The sequence below is a fragment of the Roseibium sp. R5 genome (assembly GCF_055755305.1).
Genome location: NZ_CM146910.1, coordinates 3,420,367 through 3,442,448, shown reverse-complemented (window position 1 = coordinate 3,442,448; position 22,082 = coordinate 3,420,367). Strand labels below are relative to the sequence as shown.

Below are 22,082 nucleotides of genomic sequence, written 5' to 3'. Positions count from 1 at the left end.
CACCTTATTCAGCTGGCGCGGCGGATGGTTTGGCACCAGGGCCTTTCGCGGGGGACGACTTGCGCTTGAATAGGCGCCCGATCCTCTCAAGACCTTCCATGATGCCACCAGGCAGGAAGATAACGATCAGCATGAACATGATGCCGAGCGTCAGGTGCCAACCCTTGCCGATGAACGGGTGGATGACGAACACCAGGAAGTCAGCGATGCCTTCCGGGAGACCGGAGAACCATTCGTAGAGGATGTTGTCGTTGATTTTGGAAAAGATGTTTTCCAGATACTTGATGAAACCAGCTCCAAGGACCGGACCGATCAAGGTGCCTGCACCGCCGAGAATGGTCATCAGGACGACCTCACCAGACGCTGTCCACTGCATGCGTTCCGCACCTGCAAGCGGATCCATCGCCACCATAAGACCACCAGCCAAACCGGCATACATCCCAGAGATGACGAAGGCAGCGAGTGTATAAGGCTTAGAGTTCAGACCCGTGAAATTCATACGTTGCTGGTTGGACTTCACCGCGCGCAGCATCATACCGAAGGGCGAGCGGAAAATCCGGATCGCGATATAGAAAGCGATCATCATCACGACAGCGCAGAGGTAGTAACCTGCATTGAACGTGAACAACCACCCGCCAACGGCCAGTTCAAAGCTGTCGCGCATGTCGATCCCAAAGAAGTGGGCAAGCGGAATGGTCCCATCTACCTGGCTCACGCCGAGGATACGCGGATCATCAAGCGCAAGCTGCAGCCCGGTTTCACCGGCCGTGATTGGGGTGAGGACCGAATAAGCCAGAGAGAACGACATCTGAGCGAACGCGAGGGTCAGGATCGAGAAGTAGATGCCTGAACGCCGCAGCGAAATGTATCCGACGATGACAGAGAACAGACCGGCAAAGATCACCGAGATAATAATGGCCGGCAGAACGTTCATGGTCAGCAGCTTCATCATCCAGACGCCAGCGTAGGAACCAACACCCAGGAATGCGGCGTGACCGAAGCTGAGGTAGCCCGTCAGGCCGAAGAGGATGTTGAAGCCAATGGCGAAGATCCCGAAAATCAGGAAGCGTTGCATCAGGTCCGGATAGCCTGCGTTGAATTGCGCGAGCTCTGAATTTTCCGGAAAGGGGTTCAGAAGGAACGGCGCAAATACAACCAGCAGCAAGACGAGGATGAAGAGCGACGTGTCTTTTTTGTTAAGTCCAAGCATGATTTAGCTCTCCATTACGCCCTTGCGGCCCAACAGTCCCCGCGGACGGGTGAGAAGGATCACAATCGCAACGAGATAGATGATGATCTGGTTGATGCCCGGCAGCAGGGCGACGACCTGCGCCATAGACGCAAAGCTTTCAAGAATCCCGAGCAGGAACCCAGCAGCGACGGCCCCGGGCAACGAGCCCATACCGCCGACAACCACCACGACGAAGCTGAGGACAAGGAAGTCCATCCCCATGTGGTAGTTGGGCGAATTGATGGGGGCATACATCACGCCTGCAAGGCCTGCCACGATCGCAGCAAGGGCGAACATGATGGTGAAGCGCCGGTCGATATCAATGCCGAGCAATCCGACAGTTTGCCGGTCCGCCATACCCGCTCGAACAACCATGCCGAAAGTTGTGAACTGGAGGAAGGCGAAGACCCCGCCGATAATGACCGTGGCAAACAGGAAGTAAACAATCCGCCAGTACGGATAGATGATGACATTCGGGTCCATTCCGATCATCGCACCGAAATCAAAGCTGCCAGCGAAGACTTCCGGAGCCGGTGTCGGGATCGGATTTGCGCCGTAGAAATACTTGATGATTTCCTGAAGAACGATCGCTAGGCCGAAGGTCACCAGAATCTGGTCCGCATGCGGGCGCTTGTAGAAGTATTTGATAAGGCCGCGTTCCATGAACAGGCCAACCAGCGCCATGATCGGAATTGAGAACAGGATCGCGAGGGGCACCGACCAATCAATGATCGCGCCTCCCATCTCGGGGCCAAACCAGGCTTCCACATAAGGTGTTTCAACCTTCAGCGGGTTCCCGAGGAAGTCGGTCCGGGTATCGTCGATGGTGGTGAACGACACGGACAGCAGCCGGTTCAGTGTGACCGCGCAAAAGGCCCCGATCATGAACAACGCGCCGTGGGCGAAGTTGACGACGCCCAATGTGCCGAAAATGAGGGTCAGCCCAAGGGCGATCAGCGCATATGCGGACCCCTTGTCCAGACCGTTCAAGATTTGAAGAAGTATCGCGTCCATCGCTCTCAGCTCGGATCAACAGCGCGTGGCGGTAGCCCCCAACCGCGCTAGATTACAAGGAAAACACCGACAGGGCAGAGACCCGCCCTGTCGGATTTTTTTTGAGATAGGATTAAGCGCCTGAGTTACAGGTACCCAGTGCACCACCGGCAAACTGCGGGTGGTCCGGTGCATAGGTCACCTGCTCCACAGGTGTCACTTCGACGATTTCCAGAAGGTCGAAGTCGGATGTCGGGTTTTCTTTACCCTTCACGACCAGAACGTCCTTGAAGCACTGGTGATCTTCAGCGCGGTACAAGGTCTTGCCGTTGCCGAGACCATCGAACTCGAAGCCTTCGAGGGCTTCAACAACACCGCATGGGTTGAACGTGCCGGCACGCTCACAAGCATCCGCATAAAGCAGAGCCTGGACGTAGCAGGTGTGCGCAGCCTGGCTTGGCGGGAAGCCGTATTTCTGACCGAAGGACTTCACGAAAGCCTTGGAGCCTTCGTCCTGCAGCGACCAGTGCCAGTTGGTGGAGCCGAAGATGCCTTTAACGTTCGCACCAGCACCCTTCGCCATCAGGCGGGAGTAGAGCGGAACGATGATCTCGAAGTTCTTGCCGTTCACGACTTTGTCGCGCAGGCCGAACTGAACGGCGTTGGTGAGTGAGTTCACCATGTTGCCGCCGTAGTGGTTCAGAACGAGAACGTCAGCATCGGACTGCAGAACCGGTGTGATGTAAGCCGAGAAGTCCGTCGCGGCGAGCGGGGTCTTGACAGTCTCAACGGTTTCCCAACCCAAAGCCTCGGTGGACTCTTTGACAGCCTGCTCTGTGGTGTAACCCCAGTTGTAGTCCGCGGTCAGGTGGTAGGCTTTACGATCAGCGCCGTATGCATTCTTCAACACCGGAGCAAGAGCTGCACCCGACATGTAGGAGTTGAAGAAGTGACGGAAGCCGTTGGCGCGCTTGTCCTTACCGGTGGTGTCGTTGGAGTGGGTCAGACCCGCCATGAAGATAACGCCAGCTTCCTGGCAGAGCGCCTGCACAGCCACGGCCACGCCGGAGGACGAACCGCCGGTGATCATGATTGCACCGTCTTTTTCGATCATCGACTTTGCAGATGCACGGGCCGCATCAGACTTGGTCTGGGTGTCACCGGTTACGTACTCGACCTTCTTGCCGAGAATACCGTTGCCCTTCAGCGCCTTCGACGAGAAGGTGCCCATCATTCCGCCGTCGCCTTCACCGTTCAGGTGTTCAACAGCAAGTTCGTAAGCGCGGAGTTCGTCAGCCCCCTCTTCGGCATAAGGTCCGGTCTGCGGGACGTTGAAGCCGAGGGTAACTGTCGAGCCGGTCGGCTCATTCAAGTAGCCCTGCGACCACGCACGGCTGGTGAACACCGTCGGCATGGCGAGAGCCGTACCGCCGAGCGCGCCGGCGCGCAGAATCGAACGGCGATTAAGGGGTTTGCGAATTAAGCTCATTCTTTCCTCCCAGAAAGGCATGGCGGGCTCACCTTGAGCGCGCCTGCAGTAGCTGTACAGCGGCAAGCAGCTCAGACCTGTTCCCCGTCCGGTTGCCCGGCTCCACCACGTCAAAACTGCAAGCTGGCAAGACTTTAGAAACGATGCGCTTCAGTCAGCAATACGACTAATGGCGCGCCCTACTTTCTGGCGCCTAATACTTTTGAAGTAACGCTGGCTAAATACTTCTCATGACACCTCACTCATGTCGCAGCGCAAACAAACGACACGCTCCGGATCATCGCCATTCCCAAATTTTTCTTGCTGCGCCGCAAAATGACCTATACGTAATGCGGCAAAACACCTATCCATCCAGATCATTAGACAAAAGTCATATATGGTCGGCCCGCCCGCACAGGCCCGTACATGTTGGGCCAAGCCAAAACCTGCACATAAACAATGCACCTGCCGAAATTTTTCTCATGAAACCAACGACGAGAGATTTTTTATGACCGTTCTCAAAACCATCGATGAGCTTGAAAAACACTACGGGCCAGTCGGCGAAGCATCGCTCATAAAAGTGACTGATCACCTGACCAGCGCCTACCGTCAAATCGTCGAGAAATCCTGTTTTTGCACGCTCTCAACGGTGGGACCAGAAGGTCTTGATTGTTCCCCGCGCGGTGACGCGGGCCCAGTCGTTCGAATCAAGGACCCTCGCACTTTGCTCATGCCGGATCGGCGCGGAAACAACCGCATTGATTCTCTGCGTAATATCATTCGTGATCCGCGCGTCTCGCTGATGTTCATGATCCCGGGCTGGAACAATGTTTTGCGCATCAATGGACATGCGGTGATCTCAGTTGATCCGGCTCAGCTCGCGTCTTTTGTCATGGAGGGCAAAGAGCCCCGGTCCGTCATCGAGATCACGATCGAGGAAGCTTACTTCCAGTGCGCCCGCGCCATCATGCGCGCAGACCTCTGGAACCCGGAGAGCTATATCGCCAAAGGCGACATCCCAACCCCCGGACAAATCATGCAGGAAATAAAGGACAGTTTCGACGGATCGACCTATGATGCGGACTGGTTGCAACGGGCAAGAGGGTCCATGTGGTGACAAGAACAGGCCGATCTCGGAGACGTTTTCTGAAAGGTGCCTCTGCGGCGACAGCAGTGTTGGCGGCAAGTAGCTCTGGAGCAAGTTTCATGATGTCAGCGCAAGCATCAACGACCGGCTTGCCCGACGGCTACTTCGTCCCAGCAGAAGACGACCCGCACGAGCGCACGTTCATGCAATGGCCGGTGCACCGCAGCGTTCATCCAGACCGCTGGTTTCTTCAAGACCTGCAGCAAACCATCGCTGAGATTGCAAACACCATTGCCGAGTTTGAACCTGTGGTCATGCTGGCCGGTGCTGATTATCATGCAAACGCTCGCAAGCTTCTCTCGCAGTCTGTCGAGCTATGGGATATCCCGACCGACGATCTCTGGTGCCGGGATGCAGGACCACTGTTTGCAATCAACGATCAGGGCGGCCTTGTTGTCTCGGGAATGAAATTCAACGGTTGGGGCGGGAAACAGGTCCATGAATACGACGGTCAAATTGTCTCGCGTGTTGCAGAGCGTATGGGCCTGACTGTTTATCCGAGCGGCTTGACCGGTGAACCGGGCGGCGTGGAGTGGGACGGCCACGGTACCCTGCTGGCCCATGAAAGCTGCTGGGTCAATCCAAACCGCAATACTCTCTCACGCGCCGAGATCGAAGACCGATTGCTCAGGGCCTATGGCGCAGACAAGATGATCTGGGCACCGGGTGTTGCTGGTCATGACATCACAGATGATCATATCGACGCCCTCGCTCGCTTCGTTCGCCCGGGCGAAGTTCTCATTCAAGTTCCGTATCCGGACGACGATGACATCTTTTCTGTCTCTGCCAGAAAGACGCTCGCTATCCTGAAATCGGCGACGGATGCGGAAGGACGTCACCTGAAAATTACCGAAGTGCCCTCACCCGACCGCATCAGAGTGACGTCTGATGATTTTCTTGCGTCCTACGCCAACTATTACGTTCTGAATGGCGCCGTTGTATGTTCCGAATTTGGCGATAAGGACACCGATGGCGAAATGCAGAGGACTTTGCAGCGGCTTTATCCGGACCGGGAAGTTGTCGCCCTCAATGTCGACGCGCTCGGCGAGACCGGCGGCGGCATCCACTGTGCGACGCAACAGCAGCCAAGGGTTTAACCTCGACATAGTGGAATAACGGAAGCACCTCTTTAAAGGACGATCAGCTTGCGCCATATCTGAGTGCAGCCGATTTCGAACCCTTTTGAGGATTTTCATGACCGCCAATCCGTTGCTAACCAACTGGACCACGCCTTTCGAGCTCCCACCTTTCTCTGAGATCGAGCCGGGCCACTTCGAAGAGGCTTTCGAAGTTTCCATGGCAGAGGCCCGCGCCGAGATCGATGCAATCGCGGATCAGGCAGCACCGGCAACCTTCGAGAACACGGTTGTTGCGCTTGAAACATCGGGAAAGGCGTTGTCCAAAGTTGCACGAACCTTTTTCAATTTGAGCGGCGCCCACACCAACGAAGCCCTCCAGAAGATCGAACGCGATCTTGCTCCAAAACTTGCCAAGCACAGTTCAGACACGCTGCTTAACGCAAAGCTCTACAACCGGATTGCCAGTCTTTGGGACGAAAAAGACTCCCTTGGGCTGAACCCGGAAGATGCCAAGGTTCTGGAACGTTACTACAAGATGTTCCAGCGCGCAGGAGCCGGGCTGGAAGCAGACGACAAGGCCCGTATGGCAGGACTTTCGCAGAAGCTTGCAACTCTTGGCACCTCCTTTTCGCAAAACGTTCTGAAAGACGAGTCCGAGTACCAGCTGGTTCTTGAAACCGAGGAAGACCGCGCCGGACTGCCAGACTTCCTGATTGCAGCCGCTGCAGAAGCGGCCAAGGACCGGGGCCTGGACGGCAAGCATGTCATCACCCTCTCCCGTTCTTCGATAGAACCGTTCCTGCAGTTCTCCACCAACCGTCGGCTGCGCGAAGAAGCCTTCAAGGCGTGGTCTGCCCGCGGTGAGAACGGGGGCGACACGGACAACCGCGCAATCATTAAGGATACCCTGGAGCTGCGCGCTGAAAGAGCCAGGCTTTTGGGTTTTGACAGCTTCGCCGCCTTCAAGCTGGACGACACGATGGCCAAGACACCGGAAAACGTCCGCGATCTCTTGACCAAGGTCTGGACGCCGGCTGTTGCCCGCGCGAACGAGGAAGCAGAAAAACTCAGCGAGATGGCTCAGAGCCTGGGCGAAAACCATGAGATCGAAGCATGGGACTGGCGGTTCTATTCAGAGAAGGTCCGCAAGGCGGAGCACGATCTAGATGAAGCCGAGCTGAAGCCCTATCTGCAGCTCGACAAGACAATCGAGGCGGCATTTGACACGGCAACTCGCCTCTTCGGTGTCACGTTCCGGGAACTCAAGGACATGCCTGTCTACCATCCGGATGTTCGGGCCTTTGAGGTCTTGAATCCTGACGGGAGTCATAAAGGCTTGTTCCTCGGAGACTATTTTGCCCGTCCTTCCAAACGCTCCGGTGCGTGGATGAGTGCGTTCCGCTCTCAGCACAAGCTGAACGGCGGTGAAACACCGATCATCGTCAATGTCATGAACTTCTCCAAGGGCGCATCGGGTGAAGCCACGCTTCTGACCTTTGATGATGCGCGCACCCTCTTCCATGAGTTCGGGCACGGGCTGCACGGGCTTCTGTCGGATGTCACTTACCCGATGATCTCCGGAACATCTGTCGCACGCGATTTTGTAGAGCTTCCGTCCCAGCTCTACGAACACTGGCTGTCCGAACCTGAAGTTCTTTCCAGGTTTGCCATTCACTACAAAACCGGCGAACCGATGCCAAAGGCGTTGCTCGACAAATTGCTTGCAGCCGCGAACTTCAATCAAGGCTTCGCGACCGTGGAGTATACCGCCTGCGCCCTTCTCGATCTGGAACTCCATTTGCTGGACGATCCGTCAAGCTTTGATCCGGTCGCGTTCGAAAAGGCCGAACTTGATAAGATCGGCATGCCCAAAGCAATCACCATGCGCCACCGCATCCCGCACTTTCAGCATGTCTTCTCCGGCGACGGCTATTCATCCGGATATTACAGCTATATGTGGTCAGAGGTGATGGACGCAGATGCCTTTGGAGCTTTCAAGGAAGCCGGTGACATCTTCGACAAGGACACAGCGGACAAGCTCCTGACCAACATCTATTCCGCTGGCGGACGCCCAGATCCGGAGGACGCTTATGTCGCGTTCCGTGGCCGCGCCCCGAAAATCGACGCCCTTCTGGAAGGCCGCGGCCTCGCCGCAGCCTGACTTGATTGAGATGCAGTCCCGGCCCCCGAGCCGGGACCATTGTTTTTAGATCCTGGCGCAAGGCCGGGACGGCAAGCAAGACCTTTCGACCTCATGCAATCGATTGTCCAACCAACGAGTTTCTGATTATGCAGACCTCGCCCACTATGTCCGACGCCACCTTTAAACTTCTCCGTCTCGGTTTGGTCATTGGCGGTTTGAGCGGGGCTTCGGGCGTCGCGCTTTTGGCTCTCTCGGCGCATGCGGATACGACCGGTCTCATGAAGACCGCAGCACACATGCTGCTCTTCCACGCACCCGTCTTTCTAGGGATGGGACTAGTCGCGCAGATCCGGCGTGTTCCGTTTTTGCCGGTTGCCTTTGCGCTTATGGTCGTTGGCATCGCACTGTTCAGCGGCGACTTAATCGCGCGCGCTACAATCGGCAACCGTCTTTTTCCGATGGCGGCCCCGACTGGCGGGATGCTGACAATCGCAAGCTGGATCGCACTGGCTCTCAGTGCGGTCCGGATACACCCGAGATGACTGGACCTATTTCAAACGCGCGGCATGCCAGGCGACATGGTCGCGGGCAAAGGTCGATACGAAATAGTAGGAATGATCGTAGCCCGGTTGCAGACGGAAGCTGTGGGCTGTCTTTGTCTCAGCAAGTGCCGCGGCCAGCGCCTCGGGCTTGAGCAGGTCGTAAAACTGGTCATCTGCGCCCTGGTCAATGAGGATGTCCTCAACCCAGCCCTTTTCCTTCAAGAGACACACAGCGTCATGCGCCGTCCACAGGGTCTCATCGCTACCTAGATACGCACCGAGTTGCTTGCGTCCCCAGTCGGATTGGCTTGGGATTGCGATCGGTGAGAAGGCCGACAAGGAGCGGTACTGGCTCGGGTATTTCATCGCCAGTGTCAGCGCACCGTGCCCTCCCATAGAGTGCCCTGTGATCCCATGGTGGATCGACACCGGGAACTGTGCCTGCACAAGGTCGCGCAGTTCAGTTGCGATGTATGTTTCCATCTGGAAATGCGGTTCCCAAGGATCTTGGGTTGCGTTGACATAGAAGCCGGCGCCCTGGCCAAGATCATAGGCCTCGTCGTTGGCAACACCCTCACCGCGCGGGCTGGTGTCAGGAAAGACGACCGCGAGCCCAAACTCCGCGGCATGCGCCTGAAGACCTGCCTTGGTCATCGCGTTTTCGTGGGTGCAGGTCAGCCCGGACAAATACCACAGGCACGGCACTGGACCGTCTTTGGCCTGCGGCGGGATATACACCGCGAAGGTCATTTCCAGACCGATCACAGCGCTTTCGTGGCTGTAGACGCCCTGAACGCCGCCAAAACACTTGTTTTCAGAAAGGGTTTTCATGGAAACTCCATTAAGACTTTAGCGTCCGCACCGTCAAATCTTCCGGTGCATGACAAGCGCATCGACATACCCGTCGCGCGGATGATGAAATGCCTCTGGCAACCGACCGACGACATCAAATCCATATCGCTGCCATATCTCCACCGCACGCGTGTTTGTCGACACGACAAAGTTGAACTGCATCGCCCGAAACCCGTCCGCCTTCGCCGTGTCGAGCGAATGTTCCAGCATCAGTCTGGCAACGCCTAAGCCTTGCGCGGCAGCAGCGGTGACGAACCCGCAATTGCAAACATGAGAGCCACCGCCCTTCTGGTTTCGAACGATGTAGTAGGTGCCCAGAAGTTGGCCACCCCTTTCAACCACAAAGACTTTTTTGCCGCCCGTCCAATAGGCAAGCGCACCTACACGGTCGATATCGGGATCGACCGTGTAGGTTTCACCGGCTACGAAGACGGGGTTCAGCATATCCCATATGCCATCCCCATCGTCCGCGCGGGCGGATCTGACAATGAGATCCGTCACCGGCTTAGTAGAGCACCACTGAGCGGATCGACTCACCTTTGTGCATTAGATCGAAGCCCTTGTTGATGTCCTCGAGCGGCATGGTGTGCGTGATCATCGGATCGATTTCGATCTTGCCGTCCATGTACCAGTCAACGATCTGCGGGACATCGGTCCGCCCGCGTGCGCCGCCGAAGGCCGTGCCCTTCCAGACGCGTCCGGTAACCAGCTGGAACGGACGCGTGGCAATCTCAGCACCGGCCGGCGCCACACCAATGATGATCGACTCGCCCCAGCCCTTGTGCGCTGATTCCAGTGCGGTCCGCATGACATTGACGTTTCCGGTCGCATCGAAGGTGTAGTCCGCACCGCCCTTTGTGAGGTTCACCAGATACGGAACCAGGTCTTCTTCCACCTCGGACGGATTAACGAAGTCGGTCATGCCGAAGCGCTCGGCCATTTCCTTCTTGGCCGGGTTCAGGTCAACACCGACGATCTGGTCCGCACCAGCAAGCCGCAGGCCCTGAATGACGTTCAGACCAATGCCGCCGAGGCCAAAAACAATCGCGCGCGATCCAATCTCGACCTTGGCCGTGTTGATCACGGCGCCGATGCCAGTCGTGACGCCACAGCCGATGTAACAAACCTTGTCGAACGGGGCGTCCGGGTTGATCTTTGCCAGCGCGATCTCCGGAACGACCGTGTAGTTCGCGAAGGTGGATGTGCCCATGTAGTGCAGGATCGGGTCGCCATCGAGCGTGGAGAACCGGGAAGACCCGTCCGGCATAAGGCCCTGGCCTTGTGTGGACCGGATCGCCTGGCAAAGGTTGGTTTTCGGGTTGAGACAGTATTCGCAGGTCCGGCATTCCGGCGTGTAGAGCGGGATCACATGATCGCCCGGCTTCAGGGTCGTGACGCCCTTCCCGACTTCAACAACAACGCCTGCGCCTTCGTGGCCGAGAATCGCCGGAAAGAGACCTTCCGGATCCGCGCCGGACAAGGTGAACTCATCCGTATGGCAAATGCCAGTTGCCTTGACTTCCACCAGAACCTCAAAAGCCCGCGGGCCTTCCAGGTTGACTGTGGTTACTTCGAGGGGCTTGCCGGCGCCCACTGCCACGGCTGCACGAACTTGCATTTGACGATCTCCCTAAATGCTATTGACCCGCACAGTTACTCCGAGCGAGATCATTTGCAAGAACCGGGACGACATCCAATGTCGGATTTACGCATTCAAGAGCGCCGGTTTGTTCCTTGCTGCATCCAAAAACAGCCCAAGGCCTCGCATTTTTCGCGTGTTTTCAGCCTGTCTAATCCTGCGGAAAACCTGTGCCGGTGAATATGTCGCTTTCAGACCAACAAGCGACCGAAACCTGATATGCAGATGGGCATGCAATCGCGAATATGCGCACCAACGGACACAGCTTGCCGATTGGCAATCGCCGGTGCCCATAAGACATGAACACAAGGACCGGACCGCGACCGTCTTTCCGACTTGAAAGGCTGTGATGGTCCAAAACGTGCGGAGCCGCTCTTTATGAAGCGTTATTCCTTCCTGGAACTGGCAAAAAATGCCTTTTCCGCGCACCAGAACTGGGGCCGCCAATGGCGTGCGCCGGAGCCGAAGGCCGAATATGACGTGGTCATCATCGGCGCCGGTGGCCATGGTCTTGCTACCGCCTATTACCTTGCCAAGGAACACGGCGTACGCAACGTCGCGGTCCTTGAAAAAGGTTGGCTTGGCGGCGGCAACACCGGCCGGAACACCACCATCGTGCGTTCCAACTATCTCTGGGAAGAAAGCGCGGCGCTTTACAATCACGCCATTGATTTATGGGACGGCCTGTCGCAAGAGCTGAACTACAACGTCATGTACTCCGCGCGCGGCGTCATGATGCTGGCCCACACAGTCCACGACGTTCAGGTCGCACAGCGCCACATCCACGCCAACCGGTTGGCGGGCGTCCAAAACGAATGGCTGACGCCGGAACAAGCCAAAGAGTACTGCCCACCGCTCAACATCTCCAAGAACATCCGTTATCCGGTGATGGGCGCTGCCCTTCAGCGCGTCGGCGGCACTGCCCGTCACGATGCGGTGGCCTGGGGCTATGCGCGCGGCGCAGACGACATGGGCGTCGACATCATCCAGAATTGCCTCGTCACCGGCATCAAGCGCGGCGTCGATGGCGCTGTTGAAGGTGTTGAAACCGCCAAGGGTTTCATCAAGGCCAAGAAGGTCGCCGTTGTGGCTGCCGGCAACACCACAACCGTCATGGATATGGCCGGTGTCCGGATGCCGCTGGAGTCCTTCCCGCTACAGGCACTCGTCTCCGAACCAGTCAAGCCCGCCTTCCCATGTGTGGTGATGTCGAACACGATCCATGCCTACATCTCCCAGTCCGACAAGGGCGAGCTGGTGATTGGTGCAGGAACGGATCAGTTCATCTCCTACAGCCAGACAGGCGGCATCCACATTTCCAACCATACCATTGACGCGATCTGCGAACTGTTCCCGCACTTCCGGCGCATGCGCATGTTGCGCAACTGGGGTGGCATCGTTGACGTAACCCCGGATCGCTCACCAATCCTGTCCAAAACGCCGGTTCAGGGTCTTTATGTAAACTGCGGCTGGGGCACAGGTGGTTTCAAGGCAACACCGGGCTCTGGACACGTCTTTGCGCATACGATTGCCAAGGACGAACCGCACCCGATCAATGCACCTTTCACCATCGACCGGTTCAAGACCGGCCGTCTGATCGACGAAGCGGCCGCTGCCGCCGTGGCACACTAAGGGGAGAATACAGACATGTTGTTGGTTTACTGCCCTTACTGCCAGGTCGAGCGTCCGGAAACCGAGTTTTCCTGCCGCGGCCAGGCGCACATCGCCCGCCCGTCCGACCCTGCAGAAGTCACCGACGAAGGTTGGGTTGAGTATCTCTACATGCGCGACAACACCAAGGGTGTTTACGCGGAACGCTGGCGCCACATCCATGGTTGTGGCCGATTCTTCAACGCCGTCCGTCACACCGTGAGCGACGACTTCCTAAAGTCTTACAAGGCTGGCGAACCGATGCCGGATCTTGACGAGTTGGCTAAGGAGGCCGGCAAATGAGCCAGCCATTCCGTACTGAAAAAGGCGGCCGGATCGACCGCGGCGAACAGCTGACCTTCACCTTCGACGGGGAAGAGATGCAGGGCCACAAGGGCGATACCCTTGCCTCGGCACTGCTGGCAAACGGTGTTCACCTGGTCGGGCGGTCCTTCAAGTACCACCGTCCGCGCGGCATCGTGACAGCAGGCTCCGAAGAGCCGAACGCACTGGTCGGCGTCTATCGCAAGGGCGACCAAACACCGAATCTGCGGGCAACCCAGGTTGAAGTCTATCAAGGCCTTGAGGCGATCTCACAGAACCGTTTCCCGTCGCTCGGCTTTGATGTCGGCGCGGTCAACGATCTGCTGTCACCATTGTTCCCGGCAGGCTTCTACTACAAGACTTTCATGTGGCCGAAAGCGTTCTGGGACCGCGTCTATGAACCGGTCATCCGTGCTGCGGCCGGTCTTGGCAAACCGCCAAAAAACCCGGATCACGACACCTACGGCAATATCTACGCGCACTGCGATGTTCTGGTGGCTGGGTCTGGACCAGCCGGGCTTGCTGCCGCCGTTGCCGCAGCTGAAACCGGCGCCAAGGTCATCCTCTGCGACGAACAAGCCGAATTCGGCGGTTCGCTTCTGTCGGACGAAAACGCAACCATCGACGGCAAAACTCCGATCGAGTGGGTGCAGGAAACTGTTGCCAAGTTGGCCTCTATGGACAACGTCACACTTTTGTCACGGACGACGGCATTCGGCTACTTCGCGCACAACTACATGGCTCTTGCCGAGCGTGTAACCGAGCACCTCAGCGACCCGGATCCGAAGCTGCCGCGCGAACGCCTCTGGCAGGTTCGCGCCAAGGAGGTGGTGATCGCCTCCGGCGCCATCGAACGCCCGCTGGTCTTCCCGGAAAACGACCGCCCCGGCATCTTGCTCGCCGATGCGGGCCGGACATATCTCAACCGCTATGGTGTCAAGGTCGGCAACAAGGTGCTTGTCGCAACCGCTTGTGACACTGCCTGGCAGGCGGCTTTCGATCTCGCCGATCACGGCGTGGACGTCGTGGCGATTGCGGATCTGCGTGAAACCCCGCCAGAAAACCTTGTGGCCATTGCACAGGCCCGCGGCATTCGGGTTGAAGCTGGTTGCGTCGTCACCGGAACGCTCGGACGCAAACGGGTCAAGGCCGCCCTGCTCGGCCGCTTGATGACCTCCGGCCAGGTCGCATCTGCCGGCCAGGTCGCGTGCGATGCAATCCTGATGTCGGGCGGCTGGACACCAACCGTGAGCCTCTACTCACAGTCCCGCGGCAAAGTTGTCTGGGACGAAACCGTTGGCGCTTACATACCTGGAAAATCCGTTCAAAACGAGCGCTCGGCTGGAGCCGCTAAAGGTCTCTACGGCCTTCAGGCAACGCTTGAGGACGGCTATGCTGCTGGTGAAGCAGCGGCAAAAGCTGCGATCGGCAAGGAAGCCAAAGTCACTTATGCGGCGGCCTCCGGCGGGGAAGCCGGCCAAGGCGCTGTTCTCGGTGCCCTGCCACATGACCGCAATGCCTCGCGCGTGAAAGCGTTTGTCGACTACCAGAACGACGTGACCGCCAAGGACATCAAACTCGCCGCGCGCGAAGGCATGCAGTCGATTGAGCATATCAAACGCTACACGACGACCGGTATGGCGACCGACCAGGGGCGTCTGTCCAACATGAATGCGCTGTCCATCGCCTCTGGCGCTCTGGAAAAGCCGATCGTGGATGTCGGTCTCACGACCTTCCGCCTGCCCTATACGCCAACAACCTTTGGTCTGTTTGCAGGTGTTGCCCGCGGCGATCATTTTGATCCGGTCCGCAAGACCCCGTCCCACGACTGGGTTATCGCCAATGGCGGCGTTTATGAAGACGTCGGTCAATGGAAACGGACCTGGTACTTCCCGAAATCCGGTGAAGACATGCACGCAGCGGTCGGCCGCGAATGTGCCACAGTCCGCGAGAGTGTCGGCCTGTTCGACGCCTCAACCCTCGGCAAGATCGAAGTGGTCGGGCCGGATGCGGCCGAATTCCTGGAGCGGATGTATACCAACCCTTGGAAGAAGCTGGCGCCAGGCCGCTGCCGCTACGGCCTCTTGCTGAACGATGCCGGCTTCATCGTCGACGATGGCGTCATCGGCCGTCTGGCAGACGACCGCTTCCACGTGACCACGACCACTGGCGGTGCGCCGAGCGTCTTTGCCACGATGGAAGATTATTTGCAGACCGAATGGCCGGATCTCGATGTCTGGATCACCTCCACCACTGAGCAATATGCCGTGGCAGCCGTTCAGGGACCTAAGGCACGGGACGTGATCGCCCCGTTCATCGAAGGCATTGACCTGTCCGCAGAGGCTTTCCCGCACATGAGCGTCAAGGAAGGCACCTTCTGCGGTGTTCCTTGCCGCCTGTTCCGCATTTCCTTCACCGGCGAACTCGGGTTCGAGATCAATGTCCCGCGCCGCCATGGAAAGATGATGTGGGAAACGCTGGCCGGTGAAATCGAAAAGCACAACGGCACCGCCTATGGCACGGAGACAATGCACGTCTTGCGCGCTGAAAAGGGGTACATCATCGTCGGTCAGGACACCGACGGGACTGTCACCCCGCAAGACGCCGGCATGAGCTGGGCCATCGGCAAGAAAAAGCACGACTTCGTCGGCAAACGCGGTCTGGAAAGGCCGGATCTTGTTGCCGAAAACCGCAAGCAATTCGTCGGTCTTCTGACCAAGGATCCGAAAGTGAAACTGGAAGAAGGCGCACAAATCACTGTTGCGCAAAACCCGGCTACCGGAACGCCTGCGGAAGGTCATGTGACTTCTTCTTACTACAGTCCCGCCATGGGCCGGACGATCGCTTTGGCGATTGTGAAAAACGGCCATGCCCTTCATGGCAAGTCGCTTTATGTGCCCATGCCGGATGGCGGCATCGAGGTGGAAGTGACCAGCCCAATATTCTTTGACAAGGAAGGAGCGCGGCTCAATGTCTGATCTTCTTGCTAGTGACGTCATCACGCCAGATGCTGGCGAAACCCCGCTCCTCAGCCTTCCGGATGTCTCAATTCTGAAAGCCGCGCCGATGACACGGCTGTCGCTCCGGTTGCGCGAAGCTGCCATCCCGGCGGCGGGTGAAGCTTTCGGCGGGAAATTGCCGGTGACCCCGCTCGGTGCGGAAACCTCGGCAAAACGGGCAGCGCTCTGGATGGGGCCGGACGAATGGACGCTGTTGGCGCCTGAAGATGAGCTTCAGGCGGTGTTTGACGGGATTGAGTCCAAGCTCGATGGTCAGCCGCACTCCCTCACCGACATTTCGCACCGATCAGAAGCTTTGATCGTGTCAGGTCCAAAGGCCAGCTGGTTGCTAAACACCGGGATATTCATCGATTTCTCGCTGGAAAAGTTCCCGGTTGGCACGGTGACACGGACGATCTTCCACAAGTCTCCAGTCATGATCTGGCGCACGGGTGAAGACACATTCGTGGTCGAGGCATGGGTCTCTTTCATGGACTATGTTGTCGGCATCCTTGTCGAAAGCGCCCAGGAGTTGGCCGCGGCCTGACAACAGCCTGCGCGTACAACAACCGCATCTTAAGGTTCTTCGGCGACCCTTGCGCGAACTCGAGCGTAAGGGTCGTTTCTTTTGTCATCTGAAAACACCAGTAAGATCCGTCTAGCCGAGCTCTTCGGAGCGCTCAGTCACGCCCTCGACATCACAGAGGGCCAACCACGTGGGCATTGTGTCCGCTGCTGCTGGATCGGCATCCACATCGGGCGACAAATCGGTCTGCCGGAAGCAGAACTCAGCGACCTTTATTATACGCTGCTCTTGAAAGATCTCGGGTGTTCCAGCAATGCGGCACGCATTTGCGAGCTCTATTTGACAGATGACCTGACCTTCAAGCACGATTTCAAGACCATTGGGACCAGCCTACCTGCTGCACTTCGGTTTGTGCTGTCTCATACCGGTTTGAAACACGGCTTTGCCGAACGGGTCCGTGCGATCGTCAACATTTTGCAGAACGGCGGCGATATTGCGACGGAGATGATCGAGACCCGTTGCCAGCGCGGCGCGGACATTGCCCGCCAGATGCATTTTTCACAGCCGGTCGTAGACGGGATTTACAGCCTCGATGAGCACTGGAACGGTCAGGGGCGTCCGCATGGGCTTAAACAGGCTGACATACCGCTGTTCTCACAGATCGCGTTGTTGGCGCAGGTCATCGACGTGTTCCAGATCAACGCGGGTAAAGACAGCGCGCTTACAGAAATAAAAGAGCGCAGCGGATCCTGGTTTGATCCGGCCTTGGTCGCAGCCGCTGAAACAGCCGCTTCAGAGACAGGATTTTGGGACACGCTCCAATCGGACGATCTGGAGGCGACGGTGTACGGACTGGAACCGGCCCAGAACGTCCGCTTCACCGATGATGATCAGCTGGACGACATTGCCCTCGGGTTCGCGCAGGTAATTGACTCAAAGAGCCCTTACACGGCGGGCCACAGCGAGCGGGTCACACTTTACACAGACATGATTGCGGAAGAACTGGGGTACAGCGCCCGGGACCGGCAACTCTTGAGACGTGCGGCATTGCTGCACGATATCGGCAAGCTCGGTGTCAGCAACTCCATTCTCGACAAGCCCGGCAGACTTGATGATCTGGAATGGGAAGCGATCCGCCTTCATCCCGTCTTTACCGACGAAATTCTCCTGCGCATGGACGCATTCAGGGACCTTGCGCCAATTGGGCGCGGCCACCATGAAAAACTCGATGGCCGTGGATATCCTGACGGGTTGACCTCAGGTCGGATTTCCATGGAGACACGGATTGTCACGATGGCAGATATCTTCGATGCCCTGACGGCAGAGCGGCCTTACCGCGCTGCCATGCCGCTCGCAAAAGCCCTCGGTATTTTGGAAAGCGATGTCGGATCTGCGTTGGACTCAACATGTTTTGAAGCTCTGAAACGCGCCACACTGCGCATGGATGGATACAAGGCTGCATAATTCCGCTACAAGGGGCGCTTGATGTCCTCAGATATAACGAAATTGCAAGGGTCACCAAACTCCGCCCAATGCTGAAGATCGGCTCCTACAACATACAAAAATCGATTGGTGTCGATGCGCGGCGGCGGCCAGACCGGACCTTAAAAGTCATTGGTGAGCTGCAATGCGATGTGATCGCCCTACAGGAAGCCGACAAACGCTTCGGACCTCGTGAAAGCACTCTCGACCGCGATCATATTCTTGCGCAGACCAACTTCCGCCCGGTGCCCTTTGCGGTTGGCGAACACAGCCTCGGCTGGCATGGGAATGCTATTTTGGTTCGGCAAGGCATTGAGATTCTGGATCACCGGCGGATTGAATTGCCAACCTTGGAACCGCGGGGCGCCGTGGCCGTGGATTTGGCAGTGGAGGATCAGAAGATCCGGGTCGCCGCCATGCACCTCAGCCTGATTGGTCATTTCCGCAAGAAACAGATTTCCTCGCTCATGCACCAGCTTCACGAAGACCTGGATTACCTGCCGACCATTTTGATTGGCGATCTGAACGAATGGCGCGATGATGCGAAAAGCATCCGTCTCCTGGAAAAACGCTACGAAGTCACTACGCCCGGCCGGAGCTTTCCAAGTCCCCTGCCCGTCGGCAGTCTGGACCGGATCATCACCAGTCCGGAATTCACCGTTCAAAAGGCTGGGGTTCACAAATCAAAGACAGCGCGGATCGCGTCAGATCATCTTCCCGTTTGGGCAGAGCTCGCCCTTGAGCCAACAGGTCACCTCGCCTGACTCTCACATGTGGGACGACTGCGGGCTATTGTGTGACCAACAGGTAATCGAACACATGAAAGAGCCCCGCCGATAGGAGCGCACACGCAGGGACCGTGACAATCCAGGCACCAATGATTGTGACCAGGTTAGTCCGGCGTACCAAAAGCCTGCGGCGACGCTCCTCCCGGTTGCGGATAGGCTGATGGCGCTTGCCATTCACCTTCTGCGGGACGAACCGGTTTCTGTACCACTCGCGAAACAGACCAACGCCGAAAATGGCGCCCACAGCGATATGGGTGGACGAGACCGGCAACCCAAGCCCGGATGCTGTTAGCACCGTTCCAGACGTTGCCAGCGTGACGCAGAACGCCCGGATCGGGTTCAGCTTGGTGATCCGTTTGCCGACAACTGTTACAAGACGGCGGCCAAACAGTAAAAGGCCGGCCGAAATGCCGAAGGCTCCGACAGCGCTCACCCAAAGCGGTGCAACCGGGTTGAGCTGGCCGAGAATCCAATAGTGCAAGTCATTGATTTCATCGGACTGGCTGTTGACGATCGCCGCCAGCGGACCGATCGCGTTCGCAACGTCGTTCGCGCCATGCGCAAACGACAGCAGCGCTGCTGAACAAATCAATGGGATCGCAAAAAGAGAGCGCAAAGACTGTGTTCGATTGTCGAGGAACAAAGCTTGGCTTGCGACAACCCGCCGGTAGATGGCCCAGACGATGGCCCCCACAAAAATTGGAGCCAGCGTTGCCGGGACAAACGGCAAGACGATCAGCCGATGAAGACCTTTGTGCGTCATATAGGCGGTGAAGGTCGCGGCCAACCCGCCCAAAAGGATCGGCAGCCAGAAGCGCGCTGCGGAAAGCTTGTCATCTGTAAAGATGACCTTGGCATTGATGAAGGCAAGCAGCAGCGCTGCAACAAGTCCGCCCAAGAAAGGCGATGCGACCCAGGTGGCTGCTATGACCCCAAGCGTTGACCAGTTGATCGCAGCAATGCTGCTGGCTGCAACGCCTGCCCCCACCACGCCACCGATAATCGTATGGGTCGTGGAGACTGGCGCCCCAATAAGCGTTGCAATGTTGATCCAGATCGCCGCCGCTGCCATGGCGGTCAGCATCGCTTTCATGAAGCGGAAGTTTTCAGGGATGTCATCTGGCGCGATGATCTCGGTCGAAATTGTGTTCACCACGTCACCCCCGGCCAACAACGCTCCTGCGCTCTCGCAAATCGCAGCGATGATCAGCGCCGTTGTTATGCTGACCACCCGCGCGCCGACTGCCGGCCCGACATTGTTGGCAACATCGTTGGCGCCGATGGTGATGGCGAGATAGCCGCCGACCGTCGCACCTGTAACCAGGATCAGAACATTGGATACATCCGACGCTGCAAATTGCAGGGACGCGAGGATTGCGCAGACCGCCAAAAAGCAGATGGCAAGCCCGGGCGCTATCAGGCGCCGGCCCATTGCTTCTGCAGCATCGCCAAGAAACCCGACCCGGTCGAGATCCTTATCGAGTGCCTTTGGTGTCAGGTTGTCCCCCAACGCACAGTACCCGTCTTTCAGATCCGCTCACCGGCAGCCTGTCGCACGAAGACCTTCAGGTCCGCACCGCGCCGGAGTAAACTGAATATGCCAGCAGCCTTGCAACAGCCTTGCGACGCAGACGTGTCACAGACCGCTCAAACGTTCTGACAGATCGATTAGAAAAGCTGGTTGCGATGCCGCTTCAAGAAACGCCGCAAGGCCGGTTCATCAGCGTTTTCGATGGCCTCAGAGACAGGCATCCAAATCCGCTTACGTTGCCCCAGCTCAGGAAAATTATCGACTTGGCTTTCAAATTCCACCTTGAACACGAGCACTTTGGTGCGCAGTTTCAAGCCACTTGCGAGCCCCTTGTAGGACCGAAAACTGCCCAGAGGCCGATGATCTGCCTTGCCGATCACCCCCGCCTCTTCATAAGCTTCAAGCAGAGCCGTCTCGAAGGCCGGCATGTCCGCCTCGGGCCATCCCTTCGGCAAAATCAGCCGGCCGGTGTCCCGTGTCGACACGAGAAGGATCTCAGGCTCTTGTTCGCCGTTCCGGCAACACAACGCCGCGATCTGCAGGCGGGCCGGTTTGACAAACAAACCAGCAAAACCGCGCAGCCACGAGGCGTCGAACGCCGATATCGTCGGGGCAAAAGCCATACAAATCCCAGAATGGTGAAGTTGAGACGCTGGCTTATATAGCGCAGTTTGTTTGCCGTCTAGCAAAAAACGCACATTGTGCGCATATGCGCATTAAAACTACGCAATGAGTGTCACATTTTTAAAAGTGTTACGTTTTCGGCCGTCCAAGCGCCCGGCCAAACCTCTGCACCGCCGTCGCGCAAGGCTCGAATCACGCCGACTGGAACTGGCGTGGTTAGAAATAATTCTTCACCGCCGACGCTGCCTGTCGGCTTCAGTTCAGCGCCAACACCTTCGAATCCAAGCTCTTCTTCACACGGCACATAGAGCGCTGCGCCCGAAACATTGGTCTCGTTCTGCGTTGTGCCATCGGCTCGTCCGACAACGCCGCAGGCTGCAACGGCGCACATCAATTCGACCGCCCGCGCTTTTGCACAACCGAACACACGGTGATAGCCGGAGAGTTTTTCCGTCATCGACGGTACGAGAATGAGGTCGACTTTTTCTTTGGCAAGAAGACAGCTCAGCGCCGGCATTTCAATGTCCAGGCAGATCAGGATGGCCATCTTCAGACCATCCAGCTCAAACACCTTCAGCTCCGTTCCAGGCACCAGATGCCAGATGTCTTCTTCCTGCTCAAAGGGTGTGAGGCTTAATTTATCTTGGCGGATTTCGCGGCCATCAGCGGTCAGCAGAACCGCTGTATTTGTGATCCCGCCGGGTGTTTTCACCGGCCATGTCCCGGCCAACAATGAAACGCCTGTCTTTTGCGGCAAGTCGGATAGCAGCGGAAACAGGTCTTCACCAACATCTGCCAGAAAGCCCATTTCCTGGTCCGGCCACAAACCTTCCGGTTTAAAGGCAAGGCATGTCTCGGCGAGGTATTCCGGCAGGACGAGAAGCTTCGCGCCGTCCGACGCTGCCCTCTCGAGCCCCTCCGCAATCATGTCAGCGAGCGCGGCCACAGATTTGGGCGCTCTGCCAAGATTGAAGGACCAAAGTGAAATCGGATATTCGGTCATGCTGCCCGCCCCAATTGAGTACCAAGCAGCCGACATAGCTGGACCTTGCGTATCAGTTCAA

The 22,082-nt window shown here is 57.5% G+C and carries 19 protein-coding genes; 10 read left to right on the top strand and 9 right to left on the bottom strand.

Annotated features, from left to right (window positions below; all coding sequences use genetic code 11):
* Window positions 1–4 precede the first annotated feature (4 nt).
* From AC0J4F_RS16165 to AC0J4F_RS16155, 3 genes are all read right to left on the bottom strand, one after another.
* Entirely contained in the window at window positions 5–1,210 is a 1,206-nt protein-coding gene (locus AC0J4F_RS16165) for a branched-chain amino acid ABC transporter permease (RefSeq protein WP_133947125.1), read from the bottom strand.
* A gap of 3 nt (window positions 1,211–1,213) precedes the next feature.
* Window positions 1,214–2,245 carry a branched-chain amino acid ABC transporter permease gene (locus AC0J4F_RS16160; RefSeq protein ID WP_133947124.1) on the bottom strand — a complete coding sequence of 344 codons (1,032 nt, stop codon included), beginning with the start codon at window positions 2,243–2,245 and terminating at the stop codon, window positions 1,214–1,216.
* A gap of 112 nt (window positions 2,246–2,357) precedes the next feature.
* Complete coding sequence (locus AC0J4F_RS16155; RefSeq protein ID WP_133947123.1) at window positions 2,358–3,713, bottom strand: substrate-binding protein; 1,356 nt, start codon at window positions 3,711–3,713, stop codon at window positions 2,358–2,360.
* A 487-nt stretch (window positions 3,714–4,200) separates the two neighbouring features.
* On the opposite strand from AC0J4F_RS16155, the gene AC0J4F_RS16150 reads away from it, so the two are divergent.
* From AC0J4F_RS16150 to AC0J4F_RS16135, 4 genes are all read left to right on the top strand, one after another.
* Window positions 4,201–4,809: a pyridoxamine 5'-phosphate oxidase family protein gene (locus AC0J4F_RS16150; protein WP_133947122.1), complete on the top strand. Its 609-nt coding sequence runs from the start codon at window positions 4,201–4,203 to the stop codon at window positions 4,807–4,809.
* A complete protein-coding gene (locus AC0J4F_RS16145) occupies window positions 4,803–5,936 on the top strand; it encodes an agmatine deiminase family protein (protein ID WP_473024031.1) in 1,134 nt (377 codons plus the stop codon). The genes AC0J4F_RS16150 and AC0J4F_RS16145 overlap by 7 nt, the downstream gene beginning before the upstream one ends.
* 97 nt (window positions 5,937–6,033) lie before the next feature.
* On the top strand, window positions 6,034–8,079 hold the full coding sequence (locus AC0J4F_RS16140; protein ID WP_473024030.1) for a M3 family metallopeptidase: 2,046 nt from the start codon (window positions 6,034–6,036) through the stop codon (window positions 8,077–8,079).
* A 146-nt stretch (window positions 8,080–8,225) separates the two neighbouring features.
* On the top strand, window positions 8,226–8,603 hold the full coding sequence (locus tag AC0J4F_RS16135) for a DUF423 domain-containing protein (RefSeq protein WP_473024029.1): 378 nt from the start codon (window positions 8,226–8,228) through the stop codon (window positions 8,601–8,603).
* 6 nt (window positions 8,604–8,609) lie between these two features.
* On the opposite strand, the gene fghA is transcribed toward AC0J4F_RS16135, so the two are convergent.
* The 3 genes from fghA to AC0J4F_RS16120 all read right to left on the bottom strand — a co-directional run bounded on the left by fghA (window position 8,610) and on the right by AC0J4F_RS16120 (window position 11,073).
* Complete coding sequence (gene fghA / locus AC0J4F_RS16130) at window positions 8,610–9,434, bottom strand: S-formylglutathione hydrolase (protein WP_473024028.1); 825 nt, start codon at window positions 9,432–9,434, stop codon at window positions 8,610–8,612.
* A 33-nt stretch (window positions 9,435–9,467) separates the two neighbouring features.
* Window positions 9,468–9,899 (bottom strand): GNAT family N-acetyltransferase, encoded by a 432-nt coding sequence (locus tag AC0J4F_RS16125; protein ID WP_473024027.1) that lies wholly within the window; start codon window positions 9,897–9,899, stop codon window positions 9,468–9,470.
* A 61-nt stretch (window positions 9,900–9,960) separates the two neighbouring features.
* Window positions 9,961–11,073: an S-(hydroxymethyl)glutathione dehydrogenase/class III alcohol dehydrogenase gene (locus tag AC0J4F_RS16120; RefSeq protein ID WP_008194504.1), complete on the bottom strand. Its 1,113-nt coding sequence runs from the start codon at window positions 11,071–11,073 to the stop codon at window positions 9,961–9,963.
* A gap of 399 nt (window positions 11,074–11,472) precedes the next feature.
* Here AC0J4F_RS16120 and AC0J4F_RS16115 point away from each other — a divergent pair, with 399 nt between their 5' ends.
* The 6 genes from AC0J4F_RS16115 (at window position 11,473) to AC0J4F_RS16090 (ending at window position 18,839) form a co-directional block, all read left to right on the top strand.
* Window positions 11,473–12,726: a sarcosine oxidase subunit beta family protein gene (locus AC0J4F_RS16115; protein ID WP_473024026.1), complete on the top strand. Its 1,254-nt coding sequence runs from the start codon at window positions 11,473–11,475 to the stop codon at window positions 12,724–12,726.
* 15 nt (window positions 12,727–12,741) lie between these two features.
* Window positions 12,742–13,047 carry a sarcosine oxidase subunit delta gene (locus AC0J4F_RS16110; protein ID WP_473024025.1) on the top strand — a complete coding sequence of 102 codons (306 nt, stop codon included), beginning with the start codon at window positions 12,742–12,744 and terminating at the stop codon, window positions 13,045–13,047.
* Window positions 13,044–16,046, top strand: coding sequence for a sarcosine oxidase subunit alpha family protein (locus AC0J4F_RS16105; protein WP_473024024.1), 3,003 nt, complete (start codon window positions 13,044–13,046; stop codon window positions 16,044–16,046). The genes AC0J4F_RS16110 and AC0J4F_RS16105 overlap by 4 nt, the downstream gene beginning before the upstream one ends.
* Window positions 16,039–16,614: a sarcosine oxidase subunit gamma gene (locus AC0J4F_RS16100; RefSeq protein WP_473024023.1), complete on the top strand. Its 576-nt coding sequence runs from the start codon at window positions 16,039–16,041 to the stop codon at window positions 16,612–16,614. The genes AC0J4F_RS16105 and AC0J4F_RS16100 overlap by 8 nt, the downstream gene beginning before the upstream one ends.
* Window positions 16,615–16,695: 81 nt before the next feature.
* Entirely contained in the window at window positions 16,696–18,057 is a 1,362-nt protein-coding gene (locus AC0J4F_RS16095; RefSeq protein ID WP_473024022.1) for an HD-GYP domain-containing protein, read from the top strand.
* 68 nt (window positions 18,058–18,125) lie between these two features.
* Window positions 18,126–18,839: an endonuclease/exonuclease/phosphatase family protein gene (locus AC0J4F_RS16090; RefSeq protein WP_133947112.1), complete on the top strand. Its 714-nt coding sequence runs from the start codon at window positions 18,126–18,128 to the stop codon at window positions 18,837–18,839.
* A gap of 25 nt (window positions 18,840–18,864) precedes the next feature.
* Here AC0J4F_RS16090 and AC0J4F_RS16085 read toward each other — a convergent pair whose 3' ends face one another.
* The 3 genes from AC0J4F_RS16085 to AC0J4F_RS16075 all read right to left on the bottom strand — a co-directional run bounded on the left by AC0J4F_RS16085 (window position 18,865) and on the right by AC0J4F_RS16075 (window position 22,021).
* The gene (locus AC0J4F_RS16085) at window positions 18,865–20,373 is read right to left on the bottom strand and encodes an inorganic phosphate transporter (RefSeq protein ID WP_473024021.1); all 1,509 of its coding nucleotides are present in this window, start codon (window positions 20,371–20,373) and stop codon (window positions 18,865–18,867) included.
* Window positions 20,374–20,531: 158 nt separating this feature from the next.
* Window positions 20,532–21,017 carry an NUDIX hydrolase gene (locus tag AC0J4F_RS16080; RefSeq protein WP_133947110.1) on the bottom strand — a complete coding sequence of 162 codons (486 nt, stop codon included), beginning with the start codon at window positions 21,015–21,017 and terminating at the stop codon, window positions 20,532–20,534.
* Window positions 21,018–21,130: 113 nt separating this feature from the next.
* Window positions 21,131–22,021 carry a nitrilase-related carbon-nitrogen hydrolase gene (locus AC0J4F_RS16075; RefSeq protein ID WP_473024020.1) on the bottom strand — a complete coding sequence of 297 codons (891 nt, stop codon included), beginning with the start codon at window positions 22,019–22,021 and terminating at the stop codon, window positions 21,131–21,133.
* Window positions 22,022–22,082: the final 61 nt, after the last annotated feature.

What these genes read in the sequence shown, in the direction of transcription:
- AC0J4F_RS16165 (WP_133947125.1), bottom strand. Translation starts at nt 1,210, where the DNA reads ATGCTTGGACTTAACAAAAAAGACACGTCGCTCTTCATCCTCGTCTTG.
- AC0J4F_RS16160 (WP_133947124.1), bottom strand. Translation starts at nt 2,245, where the DNA reads ATGGACGCGATACTTCTTCAAATCTTGAACGGTCTGGACAAGGGGTCC.
- AC0J4F_RS16155 (WP_133947123.1), bottom strand. Translation starts at nt 3,713, where the DNA reads ATGAGCTTAATTCGCAAACCCCTTAATCGCCGTTCGATTCTGCGCGCC.
- AC0J4F_RS16150 (WP_133947122.1), top strand. Translation starts at nt 4,201, where the DNA reads ATGACCGTTCTCAAAACCATCGATGAGCTTGAAAAACACTACGGGCCA.
- AC0J4F_RS16140 (WP_473024030.1), top strand. Translation starts at nt 6,034, where the DNA reads ATGACCGCCAATCCGTTGCTAACCAACTGGACCACGCCTTTCGAGCTC.
- AC0J4F_RS16135 (WP_473024029.1), top strand. Translation starts at nt 8,226, where the DNA reads ATGTCCGACGCCACCTTTAAACTTCTCCGTCTCGGTTTGGTCATTGGC.
- fghA (WP_473024028.1), bottom strand. Translation starts at nt 9,434, where the DNA reads ATGAAAACCCTTTCTGAAAACAAGTGTTTTGGCGGCGTTCAGGGCGTC.
- AC0J4F_RS16125 (WP_473024027.1), bottom strand. Translation starts at nt 9,899, where the DNA reads ATGCTGAACCCCGTCTTCGTAGCCGGTGAAACCTACACGGTCGATCCC.
- AC0J4F_RS16120 (WP_008194504.1), bottom strand. Translation starts at nt 11,073, where the DNA reads ATGCAAGTTCGTGCAGCCGTGGCAGTGGGCGCCGGCAAGCCCCTCGAA.
- AC0J4F_RS16115 (WP_473024026.1), top strand. Translation starts at nt 11,473, where the DNA reads ATGAAGCGTTATTCCTTCCTGGAACTGGCAAAAAATGCCTTTTCCGCG.
- AC0J4F_RS16110 (WP_473024025.1), top strand. Translation starts at nt 12,742, where the DNA reads ATGTTGTTGGTTTACTGCCCTTACTGCCAGGTCGAGCGTCCGGAAACC.
- AC0J4F_RS16105 (WP_473024024.1), top strand. Translation starts at nt 13,044, where the DNA reads ATGAGCCAGCCATTCCGTACTGAAAAAGGCGGCCGGATCGACCGCGGC.
- AC0J4F_RS16100 (WP_473024023.1), top strand. Translation starts at nt 16,039, where the DNA reads ATGTCTGATCTTCTTGCTAGTGACGTCATCACGCCAGATGCTGGCGAA.
- AC0J4F_RS16090 (WP_133947112.1), top strand. Translation starts at nt 18,126, where the DNA reads ATGCTGAAGATCGGCTCCTACAACATACAAAAATCGATTGGTGTCGAT.
- AC0J4F_RS16080 (WP_133947110.1), bottom strand. Translation starts at nt 21,017, where the DNA reads ATGGCTTTTGCCCCGACGATATCGGCGTTCGACGCCTCGTGGCTGCGC.
- AC0J4F_RS16075 (WP_473024020.1), bottom strand. Translation starts at nt 22,021, where the DNA reads ATGACCGAATATCCGATTTCACTTTGGTCCTTCAATCTTGGCAGAGCG.